The organism is Arthrobacter sp. 147(2020) (genome assembly GCF_013116715.1).
In the GTDB taxonomy this organism is placed as follows: Bacteria; Actinomycetota; Actinomycetes; order Actinomycetales; family Micrococcaceae; genus Arthrobacter_D.
On record NZ_JABFOM010000007.1, the window covers coordinates 119164 to 136260 of the forward strand.

Annotated in this window: 18 protein-coding genes; 6 read left to right on the forward strand and 12 right to left on the reverse strand. The window is 63.9% G+C overall.

Translation table 11 applies throughout. The features are described from left to right. The first annotated feature begins 575 nt into the window (after positions 1-575). On the forward strand, positions 576-788 hold the full coding sequence (locus HMI58_RS07480; RefSeq protein ID WP_205207990.1) for a helix-turn-helix domain-containing protein: 213 nt from the start codon (positions 576-578) through the stop codon (positions 786-788). 152 nt (positions 789-940) lie between these two features. Here the strand turns inward: HMI58_RS07480 and HMI58_RS07485 are convergent, their stop codons facing one another. From HMI58_RS07485 to HMI58_RS07505, 5 genes are all read right to left on the reverse strand, one after another. Continuing rightward, positions 941-1192 carry a hypothetical protein gene (locus HMI58_RS07485; protein ID WP_171618705.1) on the reverse strand — a complete coding sequence of 84 codons (252 nt, stop codon included), beginning with the start codon at positions 1190-1192 and terminating at the stop codon, positions 941-943. 432 nt (positions 1193-1624) lie between these two features. Next, positions 1625-1828: an AsnC family protein gene (locus HMI58_RS07490; protein ID WP_225667978.1), complete on the reverse strand. Its 204-nt coding sequence runs from the start codon at positions 1826-1828 to the stop codon at positions 1625-1627. Between the two features lie 200 nt (positions 1829-2028). Then, positions 2029-5040: a bifunctional [glutamine synthetase] adenylyltransferase/[glutamine synthetase]-adenylyl-L-tyrosine phosphorylase gene (locus HMI58_RS07495; protein ID WP_171618707.1), complete on the reverse strand. Its 3012-nt coding sequence runs from the start codon at positions 5038-5040 to the stop codon at positions 2029-2031. A gap of 13 nt (positions 5041-5053) precedes the next feature. After that, positions 5054-6394 carry a type I glutamate--ammonia ligase gene (glnA, locus tag HMI58_RS07500; protein WP_171585368.1) on the reverse strand — a complete coding sequence of 447 codons (1341 nt, stop codon included), beginning with the start codon at positions 6392-6394 and terminating at the stop codon, positions 5054-5056. A gap of 124 nt (positions 6395-6518) precedes the next feature. Further along, positions 6519-8129: an SLC13 family permease gene (locus HMI58_RS07505; protein ID WP_171618708.1), complete on the reverse strand. Its 1611-nt coding sequence runs from the start codon at positions 8127-8129 to the stop codon at positions 6519-6521. 109 nt (positions 8130-8238) lie between these two features. Here HMI58_RS07505 and panB point away from each other — a divergent pair, with 109 nt between their 5' ends. Continuing rightward, positions 8239-9123, forward strand: coding sequence for a 3-methyl-2-oxobutanoate hydroxymethyltransferase (gene panB, locus HMI58_RS07510; protein ID WP_171618709.1), 885 nt, complete (start codon positions 8239-8241; stop codon positions 9121-9123). 1 nt (position 9124) lies between these two features. Here the strand turns inward: panB and HMI58_RS07515 are convergent, their stop codons facing one another. Continuing rightward, positions 9125-9289 (reverse strand): SPOR domain-containing protein, encoded by a 165-nt coding sequence (locus tag HMI58_RS07515; protein ID WP_019481305.1) that lies wholly within the window; start codon positions 9287-9289, stop codon positions 9125-9127. 60 nt (positions 9290-9349) lie between these two features. Between HMI58_RS07515 and map the strand changes: the two genes are divergently transcribed. The 3 genes from map (at position 9350) to HMI58_RS07530 (ending at position 11891) form a co-directional block, all read left to right on the forward strand. Continuing rightward, positions 9350-10228: a type I methionyl aminopeptidase gene (map, locus tag HMI58_RS07520; protein ID WP_171585371.1), complete on the forward strand. Its 879-nt coding sequence runs from the start codon at positions 9350-9352 to the stop codon at positions 10226-10228. 62 nt (positions 10229-10290) lie between these two features. Beyond that, the gene (locus HMI58_RS07525) at positions 10291-11130 is read left to right on the forward strand and encodes a polyphosphate--glucose phosphotransferase (protein WP_171585372.1); all 840 of its coding nucleotides are present in this window, start codon (positions 10291-10293) and stop codon (positions 11128-11130) included. A gap of 5 nt (positions 11131-11135) precedes the next feature. Then, on the forward strand, positions 11136-11891 hold the full coding sequence (locus HMI58_RS07530) for an SDR family oxidoreductase (protein ID WP_171585373.1): 756 nt from the start codon (positions 11136-11138) through the stop codon (positions 11889-11891). A gap of 99 nt (positions 11892-11990) precedes the next feature. Here the strand turns inward: HMI58_RS07530 and nrdR are convergent, their stop codons facing one another. The 6 genes from nrdR to HMI58_RS07560 all read right to left on the reverse strand — a co-directional run bounded on the left by nrdR (position 11991) and on the right by HMI58_RS07560 (position 16195). After that, the gene (gene nrdR, locus HMI58_RS07535) at positions 11991-12488 is read right to left on the reverse strand and encodes a transcriptional regulator NrdR (RefSeq protein ID WP_171585374.1); all 498 of its coding nucleotides are present in this window, start codon (positions 12486-12488) and stop codon (positions 11991-11993) included. A gap of 111 nt (positions 12489-12599) precedes the next feature. Next, positions 12600-13961 (reverse strand): histidinol dehydrogenase, encoded by a 1362-nt coding sequence (hisD, locus tag HMI58_RS07540; RefSeq protein ID WP_318779167.1) that lies wholly within the window; start codon positions 13959-13961, stop codon positions 12600-12602. Positions 13962-14155: 194 nt separating this feature from the next. Next, positions 14156-14479 carry a hypothetical protein gene (locus HMI58_RS07545; RefSeq protein ID WP_171618710.1) on the reverse strand — a complete coding sequence of 108 codons (324 nt, stop codon included), beginning with the start codon at positions 14477-14479 and terminating at the stop codon, positions 14156-14158. A gap of 42 nt (positions 14480-14521) precedes the next feature. After that, complete coding sequence (locus HMI58_RS07550; protein ID WP_171618711.1) at positions 14522-14911, reverse strand: hypothetical protein; 390 nt, start codon at positions 14909-14911, stop codon at positions 14522-14524. Beyond that, complete coding sequence (locus HMI58_RS07555; RefSeq protein ID WP_171618712.1) at positions 14904-15485, reverse strand: Asp23/Gls24 family envelope stress response protein; 582 nt, start codon at positions 15483-15485, stop codon at positions 14904-14906. Before HMI58_RS07555 ends, HMI58_RS07550 begins: the two co-directional genes overlap by 8 nt. Then, entirely contained in the window at positions 15476-16195 is a 720-nt protein-coding gene (locus tag HMI58_RS07560; RefSeq protein ID WP_205207991.1) for an RNA polymerase sigma factor, read from the reverse strand. The genes HMI58_RS07555 and HMI58_RS07560 overlap by 10 nt, the downstream gene beginning before the upstream one ends. Before the next feature lie 329 nt (positions 16196-16524). On the opposite strand from HMI58_RS07560, the gene HMI58_RS07565 reads away from it, so the two are divergent. Next, complete coding sequence (locus HMI58_RS07565) at positions 16525-17040, forward strand: Asp23/Gls24 family envelope stress response protein (protein ID WP_171585378.1); 516 nt, start codon at positions 16525-16527, stop codon at positions 17038-17040. Positions 17041-17097 lie beyond the last annotated feature (57 nt).

Below are 17097 nucleotides of genomic sequence, written 5' to 3' on the forward strand. Positions count from 1 at the left end.
AGGTGGTTGGAGTTCTGACACAGACCAGTAATGCTCAGGCACAGCGGGCCTACCGGTCCTGTGGCGACTCACTGGGCAGAGAGTCGAACCAAGCTTTGAGTTCATCCGCCCCAATGACTGGTCTGCTGGTTGGGTATCTGGCCACGAGATTTCCGGCCTTGATATGCGCTCGGATTACGTTGTGACTCACCCCGTAAGCCGCTGCAGCTTCGGGGATCGTGTAGGCGAGTTTCGATGTCATATCGACAACCCTAAAGCGACCCGAAGCGGTGCAGGCAGGGGTAGGCTCACTGAACATGACTTCACCTTCAGCCAACCTCACCGCAGCAGACATCGCCGAGAGATTGAATGTGGACGTGGACACAGTCCGGCGTATGTGCCGGTCAGGTAAGTGGCCATCAACTAGGATCGGCAGACTTTACCGCTTCACGGAAGATCAGTACCTCAGCATCATCGCCCCTCCGCCAGTGCCAGAGCCAGCATCGCAAAGACAGCGCACAGAGCAACGCAAGAACATAGGCCGGCTGTTCCGCAACCTATAACCGTCCGGCGTCCTCGGCTTTAGGATCGACGGTATGAGCGAAGAATTGATGCGCGAGCGAAGCGACAAGATTGCGTACAACATCCAAGAAGCGGCGGCCGCGGTCGGCTGCAGCACTGATACCCTCCGAGCCCACATCAAAGCTGGCTACCTCATCGCCCGTTACCCGACATCGCGCCCGGTCATTGTTCGCGAGGAGCTGATCGCTTGGCTGAACTCCCTGCCGTCTGAGCCCAAAGACGGCTAGGGCGCCGTCGACCCCCGCTGTTCTGGCTAACTACCCGTGGGACGCGCAACACTCTGAATCAAACTGAACCAGTCCAGACAAGATAAAAACAACAGCCCACCTTTTCAGATCGAGTCTGTAACTTCCTGCATTTGTCCGGTTGAGTTTGCGACTTACCTAGACCCCGTGGATTCGGAAAGGTACGGGTCGACAATCTTGCCGTCCATGATGTTCACTCGCTGCTCAAGGAGACCGACAGCCTTTATCAACTGACGATTCTGGTTCATAAGGATATCGACGAACCCTTGCAAATCTTTCTCGGGGGACGAACTGTACGCCGTATTCATCTCGTCGATGTTCTTCGCAGCTTCGAACGCAATCGGCGTCATATCCTTCGTAATCATGCCTTCATAAATAGTTGACATGGGTGTCGCTCCTGTCGGTCGTCGTTGGGCCCAGATGTAGGACGTTACGCGCCAAGCCTAGCTCGCGTTGTCGGCTGATTCATGGAGCTAAGCATCGAGTCGCACGGCTTGGTCAACCCAGGTACCACGGCGACTGCTTGTAGCCCTGTCCGGTGACGTTGCAACGTGTGCCAGGTGAGCGTGCCACCTCTGGATCCGAATTGGGAAACTGGGCGTCAGTCCGCAGAAAGTCCGCAAGAGGACCAAAACAGGGCTGTTCTCTACAATCATGGACAACACCAAAAACCCCTAGAACAAGCGGATCACAGCACCCTTCAACACCATGCAGTTACCCCTGTCGAGTTCGAGCTCTACTACGGCGTCTAGTCTCTAGATGTGAGGAGGCCCGCACGGTGTTCCGTGCGGGCCTCCTTTTTGCCCAGAACCCGGGTTCTACCGTTTGCCGTACCTCTTGTGGACTGCCTGCCGGGTCACGCCGAGGGCCTGCGCGATAGCCTCCCAGGACAGACCCGCCTGACGGGCCTGACGCACCGCTGTGGTCTCCGCGCGGCCAAGTTCCTTGCGTAGCTCGTTGACAGCCTGCAACCGGTTGACCGGTCCGCCGTCGTCGTCGAGCGATCCAACGAGTGTTTTCATGCGCTCCACCTCCATGACGTCAACTTTAGTTGACGAATGGGGTGGTGGGCAAGGAACACGGGGCATGCATTGGCTCAGAGTGGTTCAACTATCCCAACGAACCCTAACCATCAATGGGATTGTCTAGACAGTCCCATTGATCGGGGCCGATGGGTGGGGAACTACGACGCCAGCGCACCAGGACCGGTGCGAAACCGGACTCAGTACCCGTAGAAGGCGCGCTCGAAGATGGACCGGGCACGGCGGGTCAGCCGCAGGTAGTCCTCCTCCATCCGGGCGCCCATTCCGGGGCCGTAGCCGCACCAGCGGGCCACCGCCTCCAGATCCCGGCGCGACGATGGCAACAGGTCCGATGCCTTGCCGCTCCAGATCACGTTCGCCGCCCGCACCCGGCTCGACAGGCACCAGCTTTGCCGCAGGGTGGCCACGTCCGCTGCGGGGAGCAGCTCGGCAGCCTCGATGGCGTCCATCGCCGTGAGGGTGGAGGTGGTCTTGAGGGCGTCGTTCCCTTGGGCGTGCTGTAACTGGAGCAGCTGCACCAGCCATTCGACGTCGCTCAGCCCTCCCCTGCCCAGTTTGAGGTGGCGAGACGGATCGGCTCCGCGGGGAAGCCGCTCCGATTCCATCCGTGCCTTCAGCCGGCGGATCTCCCGCAGGCTCTGGCTCGAGATGGTTTCCGGATACCGGATCGGGTTGATCAGTTCGGTGAATGCTGCGGCCAGGTCGTCGCTCCCGGCGACAGGCAACGCACGCAGCAGTGCCTGCGATTCCCAGACCAGCGACCAGCGCCGGTAATACTCGCGGAACGACTCCAGCGACCGCACCATGGGGCCCTGCTTGCCCTCGGGCCGCAGGTCGGCGTCGATCTCCAGCACTCGCTCCGCCTGGATGGCCGGGGTGCAGGGCTGCTGCAGCAGCGCGGACAGCTGGCTGACAATCCGTTCGGCCTGGCCCTGCGCGGCTGCCTCGTTGGCGCCGGGATGGGCCCGGTGCACGTACATCACGTCAGCGTCCGAACCGTAGGTGATCTCCCGTCCGCCCTGCCGTCCCATCGCGACGACGACGACGTCGGTCAGCGGGGCTTCGTTAGCGAACACCGCGCCCTCGGCCACGTGCAGTGCGCCGAGGATGGCTGCCCGGTCAGTGGCGGACAGCGCCGCACCCACCTCGGCCTGATCCAGCAGACCGGAGCTATCGGCAATCGCGATCCGCAACAGTTCCCGACGGCGGATCAACCGGATCAGCCGCATCGCCTCCCGTGGCTCCGGATGACGTGACATCTTCGACTGGATCTCGCCCCACTGGGCCTCGAACTCGACCGGGATGAGATCCTTGTCATTGCCCAGCCACTTGGTCGACTCGGGTGAGACCTCCAGCAGGTCAGCGATAAAGCGGCTGCTGGAGAGGATATGACAGAGCCGCTCGGCGGCTGCCTTCGAGTCGCGGAGCATGCCCAGATACCAGTGGGTCTGCCCGAGTCCCTCACTGAGTCGCCGGAAACCGAGCAGGCCGGCGTCGGGATCCACGCCGTCAGCCAGCCAGCCGAGTAGCACCGGCAGCAGTTGCCGCTGCAGGGCAGAGCGCCGGCTGATCCCGGAGGTAAGCGCCTCGATATGCCGCATAGCCACCTTCGGGTCCAGGTAACCCAGGGCGGCGAGGCGGGCCCGGGCCGCCTCCGGCGTGAGCTTGACCTCGTCAACACTGAGATTCGCGGCGGTGTTGAGCAGCGGACGGTAGAAGATGCTCTCGTGCAGTCCACGCACCAGCCGCTTGGTCTGCTGCCATTGCTCCAGCAGGACGGCGGCAGCGGGCCGGGTGGTGACCTGCGCACCCTGGGAGGACATGGCGAGGGCACGGCGTGAGGCGTCGTCCTCGGGCATCAGGTGGGTGCGGCGCATGTTGACCAGCTGGATCCGGTGCTCCAGAACGCGCAGGTACCGGTAGGACTCGTCGAATGCCTTCGCGTCGGAGCGGCCAATATAGCCTGCATCGCTCAGTGCGGCGATCGCCGATGTGGTGTCACGGATCCTGATCGACTCGTCCGCCTTGCCGTGCACCAGTTGGAGGAGCTGGACGGTGAATTCGACGTCGCGCAGGCCACCCGGGCCAAGCTTCAGCTGGCGTTCCGCCTCGTGGGAGGGAATGTTGTCGGTGACCCGGCGGCGCATCGCCTGAACCGAGTCGACAAACCCCTCACGCTCCGACGAGTTCCAGACGAGGGGTGCCACGGACTCCTCATACCGGCGACCCAGATCAGCGTCGCCAGCGATGGTGCGCGCCTTCAACAGTGCCTGGAACTCCCAGCTCTGGGCCCACCGCGCGTAATAGGACAGATGGGAGTCGAGGGTCCTGACGAGTGGACCGTCGCGGCCCTCGGGACGCAAATTGGCGTCCACCTCCCAGAGGCCCGGTTCGATACCACTGGACGTGATGGCTCGGGAAATTCCGGTGGCGAGCGACGTCCCGATCTTCACCGCCAGGTCCTCGGCGAGATCCGGTGCGTCGATCACGTAGATGACGTCGACGTCGGAAATGTAGTTCAGCTCGCCGGCGCCGCACTTGCCCATCCCCATCACCGCGAGACGGACCGACGCTATATCGGTAACCGAGAAGCTGCTCGCCAGTTCGGCACGGGAGACGGCCAGCGCTGCCTCGACCGCCGCCGCCGCCAGGTCGGCGAGTTCCTGGCCGACGGTTGGCAGGTAGTCGACTGGCGACGCCGAACACAGGTCGCGTACGGCAAGCTCCACCAGGTGGCGGCGGTAGCGGGTGCGTAGCAGGGCGTAGGCTTCCTTCCCGCCGTCCCCCGCCACAGGCGTGCCCGACGACGGGTCGGCGCCGACCGCCTCCAGCAGGGAAGACCGGAGGTGCTCAGCGGAAACCCCGCCGGGGGCCCTGCTGGGGCTGACCTTGATGGTGTCGAGGTGCTCGGGCCGGCGCATCAGGAACTCGGCCAGGGCCTCCGACGCCCCGAGCAGGCGGAACAGCGGTTCGCTGCTGGCGCCGCCGTCGGCCACCACTGACGCCAACCCGGGTTCGACCGCCAGGAGGCGGACCAGGGACTGCAGGGCAAGATCGGGGTTGGCCGAGCGCGCCAGTCCATCAAACAGGGCCCGCTCCGGGATGTCCTTCAGCTCAGGTGCATCCAGGAACCGGGTGCTTTTCTCCAGATCAGTGAAGCCCCTGCTGATGAGTTGGCGGTTCAGGCTCATGGTGGGCGCCAGCTTAGAGAATCCCGAGGTTGCGACGCAGTTCGTAGGGCGTGACCTGGATACGGTAGTCGTGCCATTCGGCGCGCTTGTTCCGCAGGAAGTTCTCGTAGACCTGCTCGCCGAGAATCCCGGCGACCAGCTCCGAATCTTCCATCACCCGGATGGCGTCATGGAGGCTCGCGGGCAGCGGGTCATGGCCCATGGCGCGGCGCTCGGTGGCCGTCAGGCTCCACACGTCGTCCTCGGCGCCCGGCGGCAGCTCGTAGCCTTCCTCGATACCCTTGAGCCCGGCGCCGAGCAGCACTGAGTAGGCGAGGTAGGGGTTGCTGGCCGAGTCGATGCCACGGTACTCGATGCGGGCCGACTGGCCCTTGTTCGGCTTGTAGAGGGGGACGCGGACCAGTGCCGACCGGTTGTTGTGGCCCCAGGACAGGTAGCTGGGTGCTTCTCCCCCACCCCAGAGGCGCTTGTAGGAGTTGACGAACTGGTTGGTGACCGCAGTGAACTCGGGGGCGTGCTTGAGGATCCCGGCGATGAACTGGCGCGCCGTCTTGGACAGCTGGAACTCGGCGCCGGCCTCGTAGAACGCGTTGGCGTCACCCTCAAAGAGGGAAAAGTGGGTGTGCATGCCGGAGCCGGGGTGGTCGGAGAACGGCTTGGGCATGAAGGTGGCGTAGCTGTTCTGGGTGAGCGCCACCTCTTTGATGATGGTCCTGAAGGTCATGATGTTGTCAGCGGTCTGCAGCGCGTCGGCGTAGCGCAGATCGATCTCGTTCTGACCAGGTCCGGCCTCGTGGTGGCTGAACTCCACCGAGATTCCCACCGATTCCAGCATGGCGACGGCGGTGCGCCGGAAGTCCTGCGCCACGCCGCCCGGCACGTGGTCGAAGTAGCCCGCCTGGTCCACCGGGACAGGCTGCCCGTCCGGTCCCAGCTCGTCGGACTTGAGCAGATAGAACTCGATCTCCGGGTGCGTGTAGCAGGTGAACCCCATGTCGGCGGCTTTCGCCAGGGTCCGCTTCAGCACCCCGCGGGGGTCAGCCGTGGAGGGCATCCCGTCAGGTGTGAGGATATCGCAGAACATCCTCGACGTCGGTTCCTTCTCACCGCGCCAGGGCAGGATCTGGAAGGTGGACGGGTCGGGCTGCGCCAGCATGTCCGATTCGAACACGCGCGCCAGGCCCTCGATGGAGGAACCGTCAAAGCCCAGCCCCTCCTCGAAGGCGCCTTCCACCTCCGCCGGGGCAAGTGCCACCGACTTCAGTGAACCGACGACGTCGGTGAACCACAGGCGCACAAACCGCACATCGCGTTCCTCGATGGTACGGAGTACAAATTCCTGCTGGCGGTCCATTGCTACCCTCTTTCATGCAGTTGATTGGTGCCCGCGCATCATGACGAGTTCGGGCCACCAGTTCACTCTACTGGGCGGGGTCACTAACGGCAGGATTGCTGCAATTATGCCGGGAGGGCTGGCGCTACAGCACCAGCCCCAGGGCGAAAGGACCAATCATGACCGTGAAGATCGTAATGAGGATGACGCCCACAATATTAAGGACAATACCGCCGCGCACCATCTCGGAGATCTTGACGTTCCCGGTCGCGTAGACAATCGCGTTGGGAGGAGTACCGACCGGGAGCATGAACGCGCAGGTGGCCGCCAGGGCAGCAGGGATCAGCAGCGTCTGCGGGTCAATCCCGATGCCGATGGCAACACCGCCCAGGATCGGGATGAAGGTTGCCGCTGTCGCCGTGTTGCTGGTGATTTCGGTCAGCAACAGCACGATCGTCACCACAGCCGCCAGCAGCAGAACGATCGGCAGGGCGCCGAGTCCACTGACCTGCTCGCCGAACCAGGCATCGAGCCCGGTCCGTGCAACAGCTCCGGCGAGAGAGAGACCGCCGCCGAACAACAGCAGGACGCCCCAGGGCAGACCCTCTTCGGCGTCTTTCCAGACCAGGGTCATGTTGCCCTGCTTGTCGGCGGGGATCATGAACAATGCGATGCCTGCGGCGATAGCGATCGCCGTGTCATCGAGGGTTCCCAGCCACGGCATGGCCGACTCGATGGCTCCGATGTTCGACAGCAGTCCGGGGAAAATCCAGAGGAAAGCGGCGCTGGCGAAGACGGCGAGGACGGTCTTCTCGCCCTGGCTCATGGTGCCCAGCTTGCTGATCTCAGAGTCGATCAGTTCCTTGCCGCCCGGGATCTCCTTCAGGGAGAACTTGAAAATGACGCGGGTGATAAGCAGCCAGGCGATCCCGATGAAGACGATGACAATCGGGACACCGAGCATCATCCACTGGACGAATCCAACGTCCTCACCAAGTTCGGTGCTGATGTATCCGGCAACGATCGCGTTGGGAGGGCTTCCAAGAAGGGTACCCAGACCACCGATGGTGGCTGCCCAGGCGATCGAAAGGATGAGGGCCACACCGAAGATGCGGACCTCCTTGTCACTGACGACGTCGCTGATGGACTTACCGGCGTCCAGGTCCTTGGCGGTCTGGCCGGTCGGCGTCTTGGACCCGTGGCTGTTCTCGACGACGAGGGTCAGGATACTGAGCGCGATCGGGAGCATCATCAGGGTGGTCGCCGTATTGGAGACCCACATCGAGAGGAAAGCAGTGGAGATCATCAGGCCGAGGATGATCCGGCGTGGATGGGTGCCGACGCGTCGCAGGGTCAGCAACGCGATCCGGCGGTGCAGGTTCCATTTCTGCATCGCGATGGCGATGAGGAAGCCGCCCAGGAACAGGAACACGATCGGGTTGGCGTAGGGTGCCGTGGACTCTGCCACCGTCGCTCCGGAGAGCATCGGCAACAGGACGATCGGCAGCAGCGACGTTACTGACAGCGGAAGAGCCTCAGTCATCCACCAGACGGCCATCAGGCCGGCGATGGCCGCAACGGCGCGGGCCTCGTTGGGAAGATCTGAACCCCCCAGGGCGAAGTAAATCACCAGGGCAATGACAACCCCGAGACCCCGTACCATCCAGAGGCGACCTGCCGACCGGGTCGGCTCGCCCCCGTCGGTTGCGGCGCCCGCCGTCGCTTCGCTCGTAGTTGATTCCGCCTGATGACTCATAAGTGCAGCTCCCTCACGCCGTCGTGTTGTCCATCACAACCTAACATCGTTTCGCCAGCGGATCCTGCCGGCCTACAGGCGAGCAGGGGGTCTGAAGTAGGCTCGGGGTATGACTTCAGCAGAGATTCCAGCACCCTACGGCACGGGCGCCCGGGACGCCGACGCCGGTGCGCCAGCCGCTGACGCCACGCCCCGGACACCCGCCCGAATCCGTACCCATCACCTGCAGCAGGCCAAGGCCGAGGGGCGGCGCTTCGCCATGCTCACCGCCTACGACCAGTACGCCGCAGAGATCTTTGACGATGCCGGCATCGAGGTTCTCCTCGTCGGCGATTCGGCCGCCAACAACGTCCTCGGCTACAAGACCACGCTGCCGATCACCGTGGACGAAATGATTATCTTCTCCCGCGCCGTCACGAACGGCGCGCACCGCGCGCTCGTGGTGTGCGACCTGCCGTTCGGGAGCTATGAGGTCTCCCCCGCCCAGGCCGTCGAGTCGTCGGTCCGCCTGATGAAGGAGGGCGGGGTGCACGCGGTGAAGATGGAGGGCGGACGGCACTACGCTGACACCGTCCGGGCCCTATCCGCTGCCGGAATCCCGGTGATGGCCCACATCGGCTTCACCCCACAGAGCGAGCACGCCCTGGGCGGGTACCGGGTCCAGGGCCGCGGTGACGCCGCCCAGGAACTCATTGACGACGCCGTTGCCCTCGCCGATGCCGGGGCGTTCTGTGTCCTGATGGAGATGGTCCCCGCAGAGGTGGCCGCCGCCGTCGACCGGGCCGTCGGCGTACCCACCATCGGGATCGGCGCCGGTAATGCCACCACCGGGCAGGTACTGGTCTGGCAGGACATGGCAGGGGTCCGCACCGGGCGTCAGCCGAAATTCGTCAAGCAGTTCGCTGATGTGCGGTCAGTCCTGGCGCAGGCCGCAACCACATACGGCGAGGAAGTCCGTAACGGTACCTTCCCCGGACCGGAACACAGCTTCTGAGTTACTGCTCGTCCTCGGCGTCCCACGCCTGGTTGCGCTGCGCCACCTTTTCCAGGGCGCGCTCGGCCTCCGCCCGGGTGGGGTAGGGCCCGATCAGTTTCCGCCAGTCTGACTGTGCGTCCTCTTCGATCTCGTGGGTCTGTACGTTGTACCAGAACTCGGCCATGGGTGTCCTCCTCGATCGTGACTTTCGGCGGGACGCCGTACCGCCTATAAGATCAAGAGTATGCCTCAGCAATCCGTCAGCGCACCCGTTGGAACGCTCGTTCCGGGGACCGTCAGCCCTCAGCTGCCGGTTCCGGCCAGCATTCCCCGCCCCGAGTATGTCGGCCGCAGCGGACCGGCCCCCTTCACGGGGTCCGAGGTCAAGACTCCAGAAACCATCGAAAAGATCCGCCGGGCCAGCCGTCTGGCCGCCCAGGCCATCGTCGAGGTGGGACGCCACATTGAGCCAGGCGTCACCACCGACCAGCTGGACCGGGTGGGCCACCAGTTCCTCGTGGAGAACGGCGCGTACCCCTCCACCCTGGGCTACCGCGGGTTCCCGAAGTCCATCTGTTCCTCGCTGAACGAGGTGATCTGCCACGGCATCCCCGACACCACGGTGGTCAACGACGGCGACATCATCAACATCGACATCACCGCGTACCTGGACGGGGTCCACGGGGATACCAACCACACCTTCCTGGTGGGCGACGTCGACGACGAGTCGCGCCTCCTGGTGGAGCGCACGAAGGAATCCCTGAACCGGGCCATCAAGGCGGTAGCCCCAGGCCGGGAGATCAACGTCATTGGGCGGGCCATCGAGTCTTACGCCCGACGGTTCGGATACGGGGTGGTGCGCGACTTCACCGGGCACGGCGTCGGTGAGGCGTTCCACACCGGCCTCATCATCCCCCACTACGACGCCGCGCCGGCCTACAACCGGATCATCGAACCGGGGATGACGTTCACCATCGAGCCGATGCTCACCCTTGGAACCATCGAGTGGGACATGTGGCCGGATGAATGGACCGTGGTCACCAAGGATCGCCGGCGCACCGCACAGTTTGAGCACACCCTGCTGGTGACCGACAGCGGCGCCGAAGTTCTGACAGTCCCTTAGCCATCGGGTTCCGGCGGCACCCTGCTGCGTCGGCAACCCATGACCTACCCCTGGAGATAAACGTGGGCAAAAGTACCGAGAAGAAGCAGGGTAAGCACCTGCCCAACACCGTCATCGGGATCGACATCGGTGGGACCGGCATCAAGGGCGGCATTGTTGACCTGGTGGCCGGGGAGATTGTGGGTGAGCGATACCGTGTCCCCACCCCACAGCCGTCCACCCCGGAGGCGGTCGCCGAGGTAGTTGCGCAGATCGTCGCGGAACTCTCCACCCGGCCCAACGCACCGGCGGCGGACGTCCCGATCGGTGTCACCTTCCCGGCGATCATCCAGCACGGCATCGCCCGGTCGGCGGCCAACGTTGACCAGAGCTGGGTGAACACCGACGTCGACGGCCTGTTCAGCAAGGTCCTGGGTCGCGACGTTCACGTCATAAACGACGCCGACGCCGCCGGCCTCGCCGAAGTGCGGTACGGCGCAGGCAAGGGAGTCGACGGCACGGTCCTGGTCATCACCCTGGGCACCGGGATCGGCTCCGCGTTCATCTTCGATGGGAAGCTGGTGCCCAACGCTGAACTCGGCCACCTTGAGATTGACGGGTACGACGCCGAGACACGGGCTTCTGCGGTTGCCCGCGAACGCGACGGCATCGATTGGGACGAGTACGCCGTCCGTCTTCAGCGGTACTTCTCCCACGTCGAATTCCTGTTCTCGCCGGAACTGTTCATCGTGGGCGGCGGCATTTCCAAGCGCAGCCAGGAATACCTGCCCGGGCTCAACCTGCGCACCCGCATCATTCCGGCGCAGCTGAAGAACCAGGCCGGCATAGTGGGCGCCGCCCTGCAGGCTGCCCTGCATTTCAAACGTCTCGCGAAGCTGGCAGCGGCCGTCCCCGAGGCCTGATCCCCATGTCTGATCACCGTGGCGTGATCCTGGTGACCGGTGCCAGCCGGGGAATCGGGGCCGCGATCGCGCGGCGCTGCGCCCAAGACGGATACGCGGTTGCCGTGAACTATGCGTCGGACAGTGAAGGCGCGCGACAGACGGTTGCCGCCATTGTTGACGCAGGCGGGACCGCTGAGGCCATCGACGCGGACGTGAGCCTCGCGTCCGACGTCGTCAGGCTGTTCGACCGCGCCGCCGAGCTGGGAATGCTTGCCGCCGTCGTCAATAACGCGGGTATCACCGGCAACCTGATCGGCCCCCTGGCCGAGGTGCCGTCCGAGATCCTCCAGCGGGTGGCCGACGTCAACGTGGTGGGTCCCCTGCTGGTCTGCGGTGAGGCGGTCCGCCGGCTGTCGACCCGGCTCGGCGGCACCGGAGGGCAGATCATCAACATCTCCTCCACGGCGGTGAAGGCGGGCTCCCCCGGCACCTGGGTGCACTATGCGGCGACCAAGGGTGCTGTGGATGTACTGACCGTCGGCCTGGCGTCCGAGGTGGGGCCGGAGGGCGTTCGGGTGAACTGTGTAGCACCGGGGAGTACCCATACCGGCCTGCACGCGGCCGCCGGGATGCCGGACCGCACCGCCAGGCTGAGCCCTGGCATTCCTCTGGGGCGGGCTGCCGAGCCGGAGGAGGTGGCCGCCGCTGTCTCCTGGCTGCTCTCCCCCGAGGCGTCCTACATCACCGGGGCGATCCTGCCGGTGAGCGGCGGGCGCTGACCTGACGTACCAAGCGCAGGACGCCCGGGTCTCTGGGTGAGGAAGTGGTGCCGGTGGCGGCGTCGGCTTCCCCTCCGCAGCCACCACCGGAGCTCTGTGTTACTGCGCGGTCAGCGGCCTCTGGGTGCCGGTGGGGCCCGAGGGGCCCTCGCTGGCCTCGCGGCGCAGTTTCGCGATGGCTGACTCGAAGTCCTCGAGTGAGTCGAATCCCTGGTACACACTGGCAAACCGAAGGTAGGCTACCTGGTCAAGCTTCTGCAGCGGACCGAGGATGGCCAGCCCTACCTCATGGGCGTCGATTTCTGCTGCGCCGCTGGCCCGGATGGATTCCTCGACCTCCTGCGCCAGGAGTGCCAGGTCGTCTTCGGTGACCGGCCTGCCCTGACAGGCTTTTCGGGCACCGTTAATGACCTTGCTGCGGCTGAAAGGTTCACCGACTCCTGAGCGTTTGATTACGCTCAGGCTGGTGGTCTCGACGGTGGTGAACCGCCGGCCACACTCCGGGCACTGGCGGCGGCGCCTGATGGCTGAACCGTCGTCGGCCAACCGGCTGTCGACCACCCGCGAATCGGCGTTACGGCAAAAGGGACAAAACATGCCGCGCCTTTCAATCGGTGATGATCGGTAGCGGGGCCACCGTGTGGAACACCACCATTCTAGAACTAGATATGGGAAAACTACAACAGTGTCATTACTACATGTAGTGGTTTAGGTGAACCGAATGGAGACGGCATCGCCGTGGGCGGGGAGGTCCTCGGCGCCAGCGAGGCTGGTGATGTGCTGGCTGACTTCCGCCAGAGCCGCCCTGTCGTAATTGATCACCTGGACCGCTTTGAGGAAGGTGGTCACATTGAGCCCGGAAGCGAACGTCGCGGTCCCCCCGGTCGGCAGGACGTGGTTGGACCCGGCGCAGTAGTCGCCCAAGCTGACCGGGCTGTACTCGCCCACGAAGACAGCTCCGGCGTTCCGGATCCGCGCTGCGACCGCTGCAGCATCAGCCGTCTGGATTTCCAGGTGTTCGGCCGCATAAGCGTCGCAGACGGCGATCCCGTGTTCGACGTCGTCGACCAGAATGGTGCCGGACTGTCGGCCAGCCAGCGCCTCCCGTACCCGATCGGCATGTTTGGTGGTCGCGATCTGCGCGGCCAGTTGGACGCGGACCCGGGACGCGAGTTCTTCGGAATCGGTGATCAGCACCGACGCGGCCTGCGGATCGTGTTCGGCCTGGCTGATGAGGTCGGCGGCGATCAACCGGGGATCGGCGTCGGCGTCGGCCAGGACGGCAATCTCGGTGGTGCCAGCCTCAGCGTCAATACCGACAGTCCCCTTCAGGAGACGTTTGGCGGTCGCCACAAAAATGTTGCCCGGACCGGTAACCACATCAACGCGTTCCAAGGCGTCCTCTGCGGTGTCACCGTCCACCCCATAGGCGAACGCGGCCACGGCCTGAGCTCCGCCGATCGCGTACACCTCGGCGATGCCGAGCATCTCCGCGGCAGCGAGGATCACCGGGTGCGGGAGCCCACCGAACTCCTTCTGGGGCGGAGAAGCGATAGCGATCGACTGCACTCCTGCAGCCTGCGCAGGCACCACATTCATCACCACCGAGGACGGGTAGACGGCCAAACCGCCCGGAACATAAAGGCCCACGCGGCGGACAGCTACCCACTTGTGAGTCACGACGGCGCCTGGCGAGATCTCCACCTCGACGTCGCCCGGGACCTGCGCGGCAGCGAAACGGCGAGCGCGGTCGATGGATTCGGCGAGCGCCAGCCGGACGTCCGGGTCAAGGTCGGCGAGGGCACGGGTCAGCGCCTCCCGGGGAACCCGCGGGGTGGTCTGCTCAACGCCGTCGAACTTCAACGCCAACTCCCGCAGCGCGGCCAGGCCACGCTCCCGGACATCGGCGAGAATCGCAGCGACGGGGCCTTCCACCCCGGAGCCACCCACCTCAGGGCGTGGCATTACCTCGCTGAGGGCCGCGCCGGTGAGGGCACTGCCACGCAGATCGATGGTCCGGAAGTCGGTAAAGGAGCCAGTCGGAGACTGTTGAGCGAGCGAATTGTTCACGCTTCGAGTCTACCGGGCGGTGCCAGCGGAGACCCCAACGAACCATGGATGTGCTTCAGGCCATGCGCTCCCGCCATGGGTCAGGGAGCCGCTGGCTCGCTTGTCTCGGTGTCCCACCCGCTGGCGCTGTAGTCCACCAGGGGGCGGACCTCGATGCTTCCATAGAGCGGCATGCTCCGTGCGATGGCCACAGCCTAGGCGAGATCCGGCACGTCGACGAGATAAAAGCCGCTGATGTGCAGCGTGCCAGCGGTGGGGTCGGGCTGCTCTCGAGGAGCGGGGCCGGCAAGAGTCGGTGCGACCATGACTGCCGAGCGCGCTGGCTCAAGTTCCCCGCTGTCGAGGTAGGCACCGCTTTCGCGCACCCGAGCCTCGAAATCCATCCACGCCTGATAATCGGCGTCGCCGCCGAATCCCTCGGCGTAGTCCTGCCCTTCGGGCACGTCCTGGGTCCACAACAGCAGCAGGTATTTCACTCTACGGAGCCGAGGGGCAGGAATCGGCTCAACCTCCCTCATCGCATTAGACCACAGCCTGCATGACCTCGGAAGTACTACTACCTACTGGCCCTCGATCGCGAGGATCGTAATATCGATCTCTCCAGGGGTCAGTCCACTGTCCTGGATTCTCCAGGCGATCAGGGCTTGAAGCTGCTCGGCAAGGCCCAGGGCCCGGTGCTCGACATCCGTCGCAATATCGGCGCTGACGTGGACACGGTCATCGGCGACTGAGAGAACCAGTCCATCCCGGGTGACGGTCGACGGTGCGCTGGCAGCGGCGCGGGATCCCGACTGGGTGGGAGCCACTAGGCCCACCTTGAACTTCCGGATCATACTTTTCACGGTTGGCTCAAGGCGAAGGAGGCCCGGCTGCTCCATCAACTCTGAGGTGAGTGAGTCGGCAAGCGCATCGAGGTCTGCGACCTGGGCCACTAGAGGCTGATTAGACATCGTAAAGATCCTCCACAACAATATCGATCTGTTTCATGATGATTGACGTTTGGGCTTCGACCACTGTCCCCACTCGCTCGCGTACCAGCGCCAGCGTTTCCGGGATCTTGACGGTCGAGGACAGCGCAACCGTTAGGGCGATGCTTACTTCCGTCGGGGTGGGACTGTCCAAGACTGGCCCCCGATTGTCGGCTTCGATCTCGCAGCGACGGGCACGGACGCCAGGCAGGGTCGACGCGGCGAACCGAATCAGTGCCACCAGGGCCTGCTCACTGATCTCGATTGCTCCGAGTGAGGTTCTCTTCAGCGGCGTCTTCTTACCCCGACGGATTTCGGCCCGCGCGACGAGCATGATCGCTTCCTTGACCCGGCTTCCAGGCTGCAGTTCCGGGTCTATTTTGTCCCGTTCCCTCATGGACTCTGTGACGGCCGCCAGGTGATACAGCGAGTTTCTTGCGCTCTGACAGTCAGCGCACGATTGTTCATGTGCGGTCGGGGGGTCATCGATGGATGCCCAGAACTCGTCGAGTTCACGGCCGCATCCCAGGCGGGAATGGTCATTGTTCATCGCCATGGTTCCATCCCTTCTGCTAAGAATCGTTTCGCCCGGGCTATCCGTCCCCGGACTGTGCTTTCAGGCAGTTGAACGATCGCTGCAATGTCGCGGTAGGAAAACTCGTGAACTTCTTTCAGTAGCCAACACGCCCGCGGTCCCGGGGGTACTGTCTGGAGCAGATCGGACAACGCCCGCATCTGCGCCTGGTTCTCATATTCGCTGGCAGGATCCGCCAGTGGACCCTTACCGATACTAGTCCTGGACTCAGCAGACTCCTGGCCGCTGTCGTTTTCGTCGTGCGGTTGTTCGGGCCTCCGCTTGCGGGTACGGAGCAGGTCGAGGCACTTGTTGGTCGCAGTTCGATACAGCCAGGGGATGAATGCCTGGGGAACTTTCAGGTCGGGCAGCGCCCGCCAGGCACTGATGAAGGTTTCCTGAACCAGGTCTTCAGCCTCTGACCGGTCGTTGAGCATCCGCAGGCATAGCCGGTACAGCCCACCCTGGTACTCGGAAATGAGCCATTCAAAAGCCTCAACATCCCCGTCCTGCGCACGATTGATGATCGTGACTTCATCGATCTCATCCAGGGGCATCCACACCGGAGCATCGGGGTCGCCGTCCTGCTGGAACCCGCCCTGAGAATCACCCATCCCCGGGAACGATTCGTCCCCGGCATCCTGCCCGGGCTGAGGGGGTTGCTCCCGTCCGGGAGCTTTCGTCTCATCCATCTTCACTCTTCCTCGACCACACTATCCATCAACCTCGTCCGAGATTCCATCCTGCCCGGGGCGAGAACCCGTCGAGATAGACACCAGCATAAGGTAAGCAGCCTGCTGGTCCGGGCACTGGGTTCTGCCCCTGCAGGAAGCACCTTCCGTCGCCACTGGTCTATCTTCTTTCCTGCTGTGTGGGGTCCAACTCGATGAAGACGACGCGTGATTCCTTGGCTGATCGCTGAATAAAGAAAGTTTCAAATCTCGCGTGAGGAATCACGAGTTGCTGCGTCTTACCTATGTAAACCACGAATGATTTGCGCCTTTGAGGAGATTAGATTCACATGTCAGACGAACAGAATTCACGTCGCACCGCCGTTGTCCCAGCGACTGGCGAGGAGCAGCAGCGCCGGGCGGACCAGAAGTCGAAGGACGCCGACAGGAAAGAGAACGTTGGGCCTCTCCAGACCGACATGGGCAACACCACCATCACCGAAACCGTGGTTCAGAAGATTGCTGGCATCGCTACCCGCGAAGTACCGGGCGTCTACGCGATGGGCAGCGCTGGCCGCCGGGCGTTCAGCAATTTGACCGAACGCATCCCCGGCTCACAGACCAACGTCAGCGGCGGCGTCAGCGTTGAAAAGGGCGAACGGCAGGCCGCGATTGACCTGACCATCGTCGTCGAGCACGACGCTTCGATTGTCGAGATCAGCCAGATGATCCGGCGGAATGTCATCTCATCGGTCGAGGACGCTACCGGACTGGAAGTGATCGAGGTCAACATCAACGTTGCTGATGTTCACCTCCCCGAGGATGACCAGGACCAGGACAACTCGAACCACAAAGACCTCCAGTAGGTCCCACAGACGCTGACCGGCGCACCCCCTAGCGTCGGTCAGCTGAGAAGGTGCTGC